The 13410-nt window shown below is 32.4% G+C and carries 7 protein-coding genes; all 7 read right to left on the reverse strand.

Features of this window, described 5'->3' with window-relative positions:
• Window positions 1-262 precede the first annotated feature (262 nt).
• A complete protein-coding gene (locus tag ABXT06_RS18245) occupies window positions 263-4957 on the reverse strand; it encodes a hypothetical protein (RefSeq protein WP_354592021.1) in 4695 nt (1564 codons plus the stop codon).
• Between the two features lie 90 nt (window positions 4958-5047).
• A complete protein-coding gene (locus ABXT06_RS18250; RefSeq protein WP_354592022.1) occupies window positions 5048-7504 on the reverse strand; it encodes a hypothetical protein in 2457 nt (818 codons plus the stop codon).
• A gap of 7 nt (window positions 7505-7511) precedes the next feature.
• Window positions 7512-8855 (reverse strand): PKD domain-containing protein, encoded by a 1344-nt coding sequence (locus ABXT06_RS18255; protein ID WP_354592023.1) that lies wholly within the window; start codon window positions 8853-8855, stop codon window positions 7512-7514.
• 60 nt (window positions 8856-8915) lie between these two features.
• On the reverse strand, window positions 8916-9959 hold the full coding sequence (locus tag ABXT06_RS18260) for a hypothetical protein (protein ID WP_354592024.1): 1044 nt from the start codon (window positions 9957-9959) through the stop codon (window positions 8916-8918).
• Between the two features lie 30 nt (window positions 9960-9989).
• Window positions 9990-10832, reverse strand: coding sequence for a hypothetical protein (locus tag ABXT06_RS18265; RefSeq protein WP_354592025.1), 843 nt, complete (start codon window positions 10830-10832; stop codon window positions 9990-9992).
• 131 nt (window positions 10833-10963) lie between these two features.
• The gene (locus ABXT06_RS18270; protein ID WP_354592026.1) at window positions 10964-12034 is read right to left on the reverse strand and encodes a hypothetical protein; all 1071 of its coding nucleotides are present in this window, start codon (window positions 12032-12034) and stop codon (window positions 10964-10966) included.
• A 362-nt stretch (window positions 12035-12396) separates the two neighbouring features.
• The gene (locus tag ABXT06_RS18275) at window positions 12397-13410 is read right to left on the reverse strand and encodes a hypothetical protein (protein WP_354592027.1); all 1014 of its coding nucleotides are present in this window, start codon (window positions 13408-13410) and stop codon (window positions 12397-12399) included.

The raw sequence follows: 13410 nt of genomic DNA on the forward strand, positions 1-13410 counted from the left end.
TCTTTATTACTTTAAACCGCTATAAGTGCCAAATATAATTTTATTAGATCGTATGCTTTCAGCCTATTTATACACTTTACTAGTAAAGAAGCACTGAGACAGCTTTAATAAAACGAGATTAACCAGTTCTCTCAAATTAATGAAAAATACTAAACCGAGTGACTTGCAAAAAAAAATCCCGTTTGAGCATTTTCAAACGGGATTTTTATCTGTAACCTTAATACAAGCCCTAAATCAGAATCATAGATGAATCCTTTAGAATCTATCTAAAATTATTATTGTTTTTATACTTATAAACAAACTCGTTTGCCTGTTTATTTCCTGGCAAATTATACTTCATTAGTATTTCGTAATTTCCGTAACGCATAAATAAGAAATTGCTATTTATAAATTTCTGAGCAAGTGCAGCAACACCTTGTTCTCCATTAATATACGAATTAACAATCTGGTTACTCAAATCAACCCAATCCTGTTTGTAAAGTAATGGCATATTGTACTTAAACGGAAAATTACCTTTTGTCCATGACTGATTAGTGTCATTTTCAATACTCGTCATATAATAAGCATTTAGCGGAATTGCTTTTGCAGGAATAATTCCCAACTCATTTGTATCTCTATTATTTATCGAAAAAGTTCCGTTCAAAGGATAATCTTTGTATAAATAAGGATAAATATCTGTTGTATAATACTGATCATTTAATTTAGACTCTGCTGTGACTAAAGCCTTATTGTCGCTATAGGTTACTCCACTAAGCTCCACTATATCAAAAGCTTCTTGACTAGAGATCGTGTTGGTTAAATAAATTACGTCTGAATACAAAACTCCGAAGTTGTAACTTTGAGTATTGATAGCATTCATCTTAGAGACAAAAGTCTTATACTTACTGGTACTAAATGAATAGGTTAATCGATCAATGCTTCCCTCTGCTTTTGATAGGGCATCGGCTTGATTTTCTTTTATTTGTATATCATTTCCTCCATCACTGATTGTATTGTTTTTTTCTGCGGTCGTCCCTCTGCTCGATGAATTCTGCTTCAAATTACTTACGATTGAAAAATTGTATTTTTTCTCCTGATCGATATTTGGCAAATTATAATATACTTCGTTTGAACTTGTATCATAATTAAATGCTACAGCTTTAGCATTTGAAGTTCCGTCTTGGTCCATCTTAATGCTAGTCTCCCAATTTGAATCTTCAAACAAATAATCCTGACCTCTTTTAAGCTGGATATATCCTTTTGGATATTCTTCTTCCAGAAAATATTTCTGATCTACAATCGGATATGAATATTTAATATTGGTAAGCGGAATATGATTTGGAGCACCACCAGTTGTAAACAATCTTTCTTCAAATTCTGTGGCTACTTTTCCGTCTACTTTTATAGGCTGAAAAGAACCATTTATCATTTTCTGAAAACTAACCTCAACTTGAACTTTCAATTCTTTATGCGGAGGAAGGATATCTGTTGAGACAAAATTTACCCTGTCTTTCATTGTACTCCACTCAAAAGTTCCAGGAATTTCTTTTGTTCCATCAAATACTTTAAATTTTTCTAAAATTACTTTATAAGTAACATCACCAGCATCTTCAGGTATTACAAAAGCTTCATTAACTTTCATAGAAAATGCAGCCTGCGGTATCGCAAAAACATCTACATCTGTTGAACTTTGTTTTGGAGTCACGTCTGTTATCAATTTAATACCTCCTAAAGGTAATCCATTTTCAAATTGACATTCTTCTCCCAGTTCAAATTTAAAGCGGAATTTCCCTTTTATCAATCCTCCTAGTATGTTCATGTTTCCTGCCATATATCCTCGCATCCAAACTGGGTTTGGTAATTTTGCCTGTAATAAAACTGCGGCACCACCCGAAATTATTGGAACTTTCAATTTTAAGAACGATAATTTAATTCTGATTCCAAGTTCACCCTGCAAATAAGCATACGATTGCCCATTGGCATACCAGCCATTTATACCTACACGATCCCCTGTATTAGAACATCTGGCTTCTTGATAATCTTTAAGCATAATATCGAATCCCATTCCAGCTTGAAAACGTGCATAAAAAAGTAAGAAGCTTAAATCTCCAGTATCAAAATCTAAACTGGCTCCAAATGCCAAACCTCCTCCATTTGCTAATGCATTTTCGTCACGCATATAGTCTAGTTCTTTATAATCGACCCCTAAAATGCTAGCTACTTGTGGCGGTGGCGGCGGACTTCCAGGAAGTACTGTTCCTGCCATAAAATAACTTGTGGTTTTTAAGAACATTCCTGCTACTCCTATTTTTACCCCACATCGGTCATCTGGTGTCCCCATATACATATACCAATCTTTAGGATCTTTATGGAAAACTCCCCAAACGGCTCTACCTCCTGGTCCTGTTCCCGAAAGGAAATTTCCTGGGGTATTAATATATACATCTGTTGTAGCATGCATGGAATTGTTTTCAAAATCAAATTCGATAGCTGCAGCCATTTTAATTCCAACTGCCGCCGATAAGTCCCCCGGGATTGCTTCTTTAGCTTCTGGAATATATTTACTGGCAAAAGAACCTTTTAAATCGTTATCTGTTATTCCTAAAAAGCTTTTCTTAGCAGTAACGTTTGATGCTACTTTTCCCATTAAATCGGTAACATTTTTAAGTCCTGGTATTTTGGCCATTACATTGGCTTTACCAAAAATAGCCAGTCTATTTATTCCTCCTTTTGAGTTAAATGCCATTTCGAATCCAGCTTCACCATCGCATATTGTTTCTGATCCTACGTGAAAATAAATTAAAGCCTTAATTCCTAAACTTATTTTTTCGTCTGGTGTATAACTTAGTCCTGAAGGAGAGAATTCACCAATAGCTATATCTTGGTTTCTATGCATTTTATAATACGCTCCGCCACCGAAGCCAGTAATCATAAAAGGAACACCTGGTGTTGGCGGAAACTTTACAGCTCCATCAAAATACCAATACCTGAAAGTGGTACGCCCAAAAATTGCTTTTGCCTTTACATTGACTACTTTAACAACGTCGACTTCAACATCTGCATTAAACCCATCTCCATAAACAGGATCTTTTTCCATTAGAATAAGACCTCCTTTTATTGTTAATCCACTAAACTTACAATCTATATTAATGGCAGAAAGATCAAGACCAGCATATCGGCTTCTTTGCCTATATCCATCGTCGTACATCTTACCTTTTATCCCAATTCTTGCCGTCGCACCTGCTCCAATGCTTTCCATTAAATTAATTCCTAAATCAAAATCAATTCGAGAATCGTCTCCATTAATGGCTACATTTATATTACCAATAGAAACTGGAAAATTAGCAAAACCAACTGTACCTTTATATCCCATATTTCGAACAGAAATAATAGGCGAAACGGTTTGCAGCTGAAGATTCTCAAAAGTAATTCCTTTAAAATCTACGGTGCGTTTTCCCTCTACATCTTTATCGTCTGTTGCTCCTTTATTTGTTCCAAAAGAAACCGAACCGTTAAGATTTGCTTTGGGTAAAAATCGTCCGTTGACCAATTTTAATTCTACAGAACTATTTGGCAACAGTAATGCTTTTGCTTTCCATATATCAAAAGCAATAGAATCTTTTGTAATAACAACTAATTGCTGTTCTTCCATCGAAATAAATCCGTTGTACTCCAAACCAGCTCTATTGGTCTGTTTCGGTTTAGACGGAACATTTCCTGAAGTATTTGATGCAGGATCTGCTGGCGTGTTTGCTGCTGGACTGGAAGCCGTTTCTTTTTTCTCTGGCGAAGCTTTACTGATCGGTAAAAGGATCTGTCCTTTTAAATTTGCTTTTACAAAAGTGTTGGCCGCGATGGTAACATCAATATGGTCTAACGAATAAGCCCATGATTTTTCTTGGCTAGTGATACCTCGATCTAACGGAAAAACATTATCTGCATAAAAAGTTCCCGAAACACCAAATTTATCTATAATAAGGTTTTGCGCTCCTACATGAAGCCTTTCTTTACTTGATGCAGTATCTGTGGTTTGAAACTCTTTTGGTAGGCCAACATCAAATGTCTGAACAAAAACTCCTTTCCAAGCTTCCTGACTTGGAACCAAAAGTGCATTTTTTGCATAATATTCTGGAAAAACAACTACTGGATCGTTTTTCAAGTCGCTCAAATCTAAAACAGCATTATTTACCAGAAACTGAAAATTACCATCAAAATCTTTTCCATTTCGTTTATCTTTCAAAACAAATGGCTGTAAGCTTACATTCAGCAGAATATCATTCCAGCTTCCCGCTGTAAAACTGAATTCCCCTCTTACTCTGTTTGGAATTTGAACGGTCTTTCCATTATAATACGTTTTAGGTATTGTCGTTTTTGCTTCATCAACAGTCTTCGTCAATGGATCTATTGGCAGAATTAAATTCCTCGAGAACTCAACTGCTCCAGAAATTTTCATCTCTTTAAATCCATCGCAATCAATTTTCACATAAGTCAGATCATTTACATTTCCAGTCGCCATATCAAATCCTCCATATAGAGAAAGCTGCCACTTATTTTCATTAAATGGAATATCAACATTACCCAGCAGTACTAATTTAGCTTCACCCATAATACCTCCTTGATGTGATAATTTAACGTTATCCGCACCAAAGAAAAGCTGCATAGGTTGTCCGTTTTTATCTTTTTGCGGAATATCAACTCGACAAAAAACAGTCAAAGTAGTGTATTCTGGCGAAAAAACAGCTTTTGTAACTCCTATAGAATACTGAATATTGTTTACTGTATTACGAATACCTATTGGCAGTTCTACCAAATCTTGATTTGAAAATTTGTCTACCCAGCGATCAGAGGCTTCTATTTTTTCGATAGAACTCGAAGCGGCGCTTAACTCTTTTGGAGGTGCAATATCCTGCCCATAAGAAAAAACAACCGAAAACATAATCAGTAAGGCAGCAAAATATATCTTGTAATTCTTTTTCATAAGCAAATTATTCTGTTTTTTTGAAAAATAAAGCATACTAACTTCTTTTATATTTTATGTGCTTCTTTAAAGCCCATTTCGTTTTGACAATTAATTATTTTTTAAAAACTTAAAATCAACCTCATCATCTTTTATATTTTTAAGGGCCAAATCATGATAGAATGGAATTAATTTGATTTTTATTTCTTCAATTACTGCCGCATCAGTTTTTTTCTCTTTCATCATCTTAAAGAAATCTCCCAGTTCTTCTTTATTAAAAGCAGAAAGATTTTCATTTTTAGAAATCTGATCTACTGGTGTATTTGAGAGTATTGCAATTTCATTATACATCCATCGATGCACCAATAAAGGTTGCAACTTTTTGTTTTTTCGTTCAACTAGTTTTAAATAAGAATTATAACTCACCTTATCTGTTGCATCTTTCTCACTTACACCATGCATTTTGTGTTTGTTTACCCTTCCCAACGCGATAACATAATCATTCTCGTATCCTTCATCTTTTCGGATCATTTCTTCTTTTAAACTCTTGGCTGTTTCAAGAATGTAACTATCGTATTTATTTAAGATATCATTATTGGCATCATATGCTTTAAGATAGTTTAAAGCTTTTTCTTTGAAGCTATCGTCATCAGGAGTTAAAGTGGTAAGTGTCAGCAAATGCTGTAGCTCGTTAACATCTTCTTTAGGCATTGGGCGAAGTGCCAACTGCATGTCTTGAAGCTGTTTTATAATTTCGTCCCTCGTTCCTTCGTAAGTCTTGTCTTTATGATTTATTTTTAAGATAGGATTCAAAACCTCTTCTTTTTCTTTTTTAGGCTCTTTTTTAGCTGGCAATTTAATCTTATCAAGAGAACAAGAGTAATTTAACGTTGCTGTTAAATCGTTAAATTTCTGAGTATTTGTACTGCTTCTAAACATCGAAATAATGTTCAAACTGAAATTATGCCTTTCGAGCATTACGTAACTGTTATTGAACTTAACTCCAAAAACAGAACTTGAATTCATATTTCCTTGCGAATTATTATACAAAAAACCAAGATTGGTATTTAACTTGTCTTTAAATAATTTTTTCGAAGCCCCGACTGAAGCTCCCATTGAAGAATTATTATTTCGGCTAACTTGGTTATTTGTATAATTAAGCGAACTGTTTAAAGCAACTTTTGTGGCAAGAAAACTAACCGTATGTGCTAAGTTATAATTCTGAACAGTGCTAGCCTGTCCTTTGCGTATTATTCCGCCTTGTTCATTTGCCTGACCCGCAATGCTATAATTGAAATTTAAATTTTGATTTCTTTTCTTTCCGAAAGCATAGGACATATTTACATTGGCATTCTGCGATAATTGCTTGTAATCCAGAGTATCTGCTTGAACAACGTTAGGATTGTTTATAAGCTCAAACTGGTCTAATTTTTTGTTTGTATAAGTAGAAAAATTAGAATAACTACCTATAATATTTATTTGATCTGTAACTCTATAATTCATGTTAATAGAACCAACCACACGCTTTGTATCTTGCTTTTTTACTTTATCCAAATCATCTTTTTGAAATCCTAAACTGGTTGAAACCGTAATTTTATCATGATAAAAAGGCCTTGCGAAACGCAATGCAATATTTTCTAAATCATTATTAAAATACAATGCCCCAAGAGTACTATAATTGGGATCAATACGTTCGTAGGTTAGTCCAACAGTACTTTTTTGAATATTATAATCAAAATTAACGTTGAAGGCGTTCATATAACTTGTACTTTCTTTGCTAGAAAATATTTTATCTCTTAAACCTCCGCCAGAAATTCTTTCACTTCTCGTATCATCTGTCAACACAGACAAAGCGTACTCGACATTTAAATTTAAGTTTTTAACTACCGAAGTACTAAAAATCAAACTGTTTACAAAGTTTTCTTTTGGCGTAACTCCTTTATCAGTCGTTATATTTAATGAGTTGGCATCGTCTTTGGCATAAAAACCAATCCAGCCCAATTTATACTGTGCTTTCTCAAAACCCACTTTTGCGCCGTAACCGAAACGCTGATATACAGGAATTCCTCCTGAAGCGTTTTCTTCTGAAACGGCTTTGAGCAACTGTCCGCCCATTAAGGCAATTTTAAACGGACTATTAGGCGTGAGTTCTAATCCAACACCTTTAAAAGGATAACCGCTTAACGTATAAGGCGAAAATGTCATATTTACATTTCCGATATAAGCTTTGACCCATTTGTATTTAGGCATAATGCTCAATCTATTAAAATCAAATGGTGCTGTGTAGCCCAAATTATTTCCTTGATTGGTGAAGCTGTAAAATAACGGAACATTAAAATTGAAAGCGCTGATGTTCAAACTACCAGAAAATAGGTACGTGAAAGGTTCACGCGAATTTTCCATATTAGAGTTGTAATACATCATATTGGCATTAATATTACCCGTTACCTTAAAATTAGGTTTATAAAAATTCTCCAAATCTACATCCTGTGCATATCCTTTCCTGCAAAAACAACAGGCAAAAACAATACATAACCAAAATAAGATTTTACTATTTTCTATCTTCATTTACTGGTTATTGTTTTTGAACTTTGATATCGCATAAAATATAAGAACTCGTACCGTTCTTTACCATTTCTTTAATTTTTATGGCACCTTTTCTACCGTCTTGCGTTTTAAATAAAATGATTCTAGGGTAGATAAAACCAAATTCCTGTGCTCCTCCTGCAGTATAATTTATGTTTAATGACTTTATAGGCGTATCATTTACCATAGTGTCAAATTGTGTTTCGGTAAAATTTAAACCGCAATTACACAAATTTTGAGAGTTGACAAAAATGGTGCTCTGTGCATTTTTCAATGTTAAAAATCCATAGTTATTGGCCTGATCTGGAGAGATAAATTTATTGTATGTAAAGTTGCTGTTTAAGCCTTGAAATACAATATCAATTTGACCGCTGTTCTGGTCATCGATTTCGTTTGCTTTATAAACTTTACGCGTAATGGTCGAAAACATTGCACCAATATTATTACCATTATGTGCCGAGTTAATTCCTAATTTAATATTAGTAAAAGTTCTCAAGTTTGTATCAGGAAGAACTGTAATTGTTGATTTAAAAATCTGGCTTGTTTTATCGTTAATTGCTTCTAAAGTCACCTCATGAGTACCTGCATTTGCAAAAACAACTGTTGGATTTTCTTCTGTAGAAACAGCTGGATTTCCGCCTTCAAAAGTCCACTTATAATTTGTTGCACTAATTGATTTATTTGTAAAATTAATGGTTACTGGAGCTTCATAATCATCATCTTCAAACTTTGGTTCATAAGTAAACAAACTCACTAAATAAGGTGCAACTGCAATGGTTTTAGTTTGTTTATCAGATTCAAAACCATTTGAAACAATCAACGTAATGGTATGTTCTCCAGGAGTTGTGAACACTACATTTGGCGGAGTTTTTCCTGTAAAAGAAGCTGGCGATCCGTCCTGAAATTCCCATTTAAATGTCAATCCTTCTCCAATAGTAGAGTTCTTTAAGATAACCTCAACTGGAGAGTAATTGCTCTTTATGATTTCATGCGTAAACTCAATATTGATACCATCTTTTATTTCAACCGTTTTAGTAAATTCTCTACTCTCTCCGTCTACATTTTTTGCTATTAGCTTAATGGTGTAAGTTCCCTGCTTACTGTACAAAATCTCTCCTGGATTTTTAGAATTTGAAACAGAAGGATTCCCTCCTTCAAATGTCCATTCATACGTATCTGCACCCGTTATTTTATTATCAATTTTAATAATAACGGGGATAGATTCATCCTGATCAACATACGAAGTTGTAAATTCACCTTCTATGGCTATAGCAGTTTCTTGATAACAAGAAGCAAGAACAATAAGTAGGAATAAGAGTAAAGTTTTTTTCATTTAGAGCACTTTAAAACACTGCAGTTATTTAAAACATGCAGTGTTTTTTTTTAAAATCTATTATTTTTCTGCGGCAGCAAATTTTGTTTGGAAGTCCGAAATCTTGATTAAGTTTCCAGAAACAAGCAAATAAATATCGTTCCCTTTAAACTTAAGCATTTCAGTGTATTTGAAAGAAGAGAAAACCCCTCTACCAGATGCCGCTCTTACTTTTAAATCTCCATCTTTAAAAAGAGACAGACTATTATCTTGAAGATTTAATTTAAAGATTCCTTTTCCTGCATTTACAACATATAACTCATTTTTTGTATCAAAAGTAATATCAGAAAAATGATCACCGTTTGTTGCTGAAACTAGAGTTGTTACCTTCCACTCATTGTTCACATATTCTAACTTTCTAATTGCAGAGTTTTTGTAAATTCCTGTACTTGGATCTTGAACATGATCAATTAAATATAAAATATTATTCAAGCTAATGATTTTTGTTACAGCAGCAAAACTTGCATCTAGCCCAGCTCCATCTTTTATTTCATTTTTACCTGAGCCAGCAACCAAAACATCACCATTTAATTCTGCTAAAACACGTTTTATGTTTCTTGCATTCAAGTCAAAAACAAAATAAGTATTATCGTTATTATTGCAGATACTAAAAAGATTGATCTTACTGGCAAATGGAGAACTTATTGGTTTCATGGTATAAAATGGGTTCAATCCTGAAAAGTTATTTTCGAAACGCATTATTTTATCCTGATCTGGACTATCATTCCCTTTTGCAACCATTAAGACATCTCCGTTTTCTGTTAAAGCAAGTTTTGCATATGTATACGTTGCGAGATCAAGATTTTTAAGTGTGGTTTCTTTTCCATCTAGATCAGTCTTTTTTAAACTTATAGCATATCCCTTTTCGTCTTGCGTTTGTCCTATCGTATATAGCGTATTATCATTACCAACAACAAAATCATTGATAAAGAAACTTGTAATATAGTCTGCTTTTATTTCTCCTTTTTCTTCGGGAGTCCCTCCTGGCTGACTGTCTGATCCTGAACAGCTATTTAAAATCAACAAAAACTGTAATGCTGTAGCTACTAAAATACTTTTCTTCATTATTATCATTTTATATCTTAATTCATTGTTTTATTTTCCATTAAACTGACTACCTAAAGTATAGCCATTACCAACCAATACTCTAACAATATTCATTGCCGTTATATCCTGGCTCATTTTATATCCTACTGGATTTCCTCTATTTTCAAAACTAGCCTTAAACACTTTCCCGTTGATTGTGATCACTTCTTGGTTTAATAATTTATCATAACCTGAGAACATTCCTCCTCTGGCAAACCATGTTCCTATTAAATTATTATCAAGATCTAAAACCTCATATTTTAAATCTCCATTTGAAGAGGGTGAAGTCATTCTAACAAACCCAATTCTTTTATCGTCTATACTTTGATTTTGTGCTTTAATGCTAAAAATAGTACCATAATCATCAATTGCTAACTGATAGGTATCTGCAATTTTATTCGCATTATCTACTTCATCTTGAATTCCTAAACGTTTTGTGGCTATACCTGCCGATGCGCCATTTATAAAACTTTCAATTGCTTCTTTGTTTAAACCCTCCGTTCCGACCATTCCTCTGTCTAATAATTCATAGACAACACTGCGGTCGTAATTAAAGGCACTGAATTTTCTGCTTTTATTCTTAAATTCTATTTCGTTAGTTTTTCCTGTCGCTAGATCTTTAAGTTCAATCCATGGCAATACTAAAGATTCTTCGTTTGGAGCTTTCTTTAGTTCTGCAGTAATTGAATAATTTTTATCTAAACTAAAAATAGTAAAAAGCGGTTTTTTACCCTCTACAAAACCTATTGTCTTATCGTCTAGTTTTATTTCTCCTTTATCAATTTTTAATTTTTGTGCAAAACTGCATGTGCTAATTAATATTACTAACAGAGCTAAAATATTTTTTTTCATATGCAAGTTTTCATTTTTAATTAATGTTGTATAATCTGCTTTTTCTATTCGCCAATAGAAGCTTTTATAATTTACATATCAATATCTGTTTGCTATCATGAGCAAGATGCTTGAGCTAATAGAAAACAGATTTAATTTCTTTCGTAAACCCTTAAATTATTTTCACTATCCATAACCCCTAGTACTTCATTGTTGACCTGTGGCACATCTGTGAAGAACAAAAGCTTTCTTTCTTCTAATGGTGCTTCAAACCATATAACTTCAAATTTTTCTGTATCAAAAACACCAACTGCCCTATTAACAACTTCTCCTTTATTGGTACCGATAAAATAAAGATTTCTATCTCCAGAATAATATTTGCTTCTATTTATTCGCCACGATTCTTTAGAATTTTCCCCAAAATCTTTTTTGATTTGGATTTTCAAAGTGTCTAAATTTAACTCCCAATAATATCTATATGATAAACTTTTAATAATTCCTTTTTCATTATCTATATGAATATCTTTAACAGAAAAACTAAAATCTTCATTTGAATTAGGTACTAATCCTAATTCTTTGCTCAAATCTAATTCATGTAATAATGCCCCATTCTCTACGTCTAGTCCAATAATTTTACGATGTGTGACTAGTATCCAAAGCACCTTTTTATAAACTCCTATTACTGATACAACTTCTACATTTGTTTCTTCATCATTAACGCCCTTTACTAGTTTTGAAAATGAAAATTCAAATAGTTTTATGCCTTTCTTTAACTCATACAACACCAATTTCAATTTATCCCAACTTACGAATATCGTTTCAAATAGTTTAAACCCAAAGGGATCAACAATACTTTCAATAATTTTTTCACCATCAAATTTCACAACATTTAAGATTGTATTAAATGATGAATCATATGATAGTTCGACGACTACATTATTTTCTATTTCTTTTAAAAATTTTTTCTCCTCTTTTATTTTTTTTAATTTGAAATCTTCACAGACTTCAAATTCGCAAAGCATTTCCAAACCATCTTCATTTGAAAAATAATTAACAACAATTAAATTATCTTTTTTAAACGCCTGAAAAATATTACCATTAACATTAGCCAATAAACCATTATGTTTTATATGGTATAGTCCTCCACCTTTCCAATACAATCTAAACTGATTATCTAAAAAGAAATTTGACACTTTTTCTATTTTAATTAAATTACTGTACATATCTATTCTATTTTAATAAAATCAAATAAACCTTCATCTAGAGAATTTACTTTCTGCATGAATTGCCACATAGATTTCTTTATTAAATAATTTAATGGGGTTATCAATAAAGAATAGTAAATCCTTTTTTTAGTCTCATTTCTTAGTAATTTATTATTTTCAGAATTTCAAATTTAGCATTATATTAATCCAACCAGACACTTTTAGCTCTCTTGACAATAATAAAAAACTCAACATAATCTGTTTTGTCGTAGTTGCCATAATTAGGATATTCCTTTTTGTCACTATAAAACATTTTATGGTTAGCATTTACCCACAAACACCTAACCATCAATACGCTATATTTTTTTTTTAAAAACATTTTAAATCTCATAAACTATTAAATCTCCATTAGAGCTTCTTACATACAATTTTTCGTCATTACAAACGATTTGGGCGATCTGACTCCCTGCCATTTCTGGAATTGCCTGCAAAAAATCAACTTTCTTAGTTTCGATATCAAAACAGCCTACATAAACAGGTTTTGGTTCTTCATTTACATAAGAAAAAGGATGCTCCGAGAAATAAAGCTTATTTTTATACAATGCAGATCCCATATGACTTTCTACATTTATAAAATCAAAATTCTTTTGAGGAGTTCCTATTTCTACAGTTTGTTTTTCTATATCTATAATTTGATAATTGTCTTCACTCTCTGGATACCTACTACTATTACCCCATATGCTAACCATTAAACCTCTTGTGTCATCGAAAACAAACGATGAATCCTTAATATCCGTTTTCCAAATCACGCTACCTGTTTTTATATCTCGCTGTTCTAGCTTCAAATCAGAATCTTTAAAATACATAAAAACTAAAGTCTCTTGCCACATGTAAAAATCTGAAACTAGCTCGTATCCTAGCTCGCATTTAAATTCAAAATACGTTTTTGTATCTAGTAAATCCGTTAATCTAAAATATTGAAAATCTTTCCTACCTTTTAACCTATAACTGTAGTGCTTATTTAAAAACTTACCGTAAAAAAAATCTCCTTTCCCTATTAATTCAGCATTAACATATAAATCAAAATATTCATCTTCTTCTTCATTTTCAAACCAAACCGCATAGTTGTCCTTATCAAAAATACTCATACCCACTGCAGCATTTTGATTTATCTGTTTTAATAAATTTAGGTTTTCATCTAGTATAGAGATCTCTTTATCTCTTAACAAGAATAAAAAATTATTACTATAGAAACATCTTTTAATATTGTCATCATACGGTAATACTTTTTTTGTACTAAGATTTACCAGACTTCTATCTTTATTGATTATTACATTTTTACTAATATCCCAGATCTCATTATTTACATTATAAATTTTGTCTACTATTTTCAT

Origin of the sequence: Flavobacterium sp. UW10123, from assembly GCF_040538975.1 — a bacterium.
Classification (GTDB): domain Bacteria; phylum Bacteroidota; class Bacteroidia; order Flavobacteriales; family Flavobacteriaceae; genus Flavobacterium.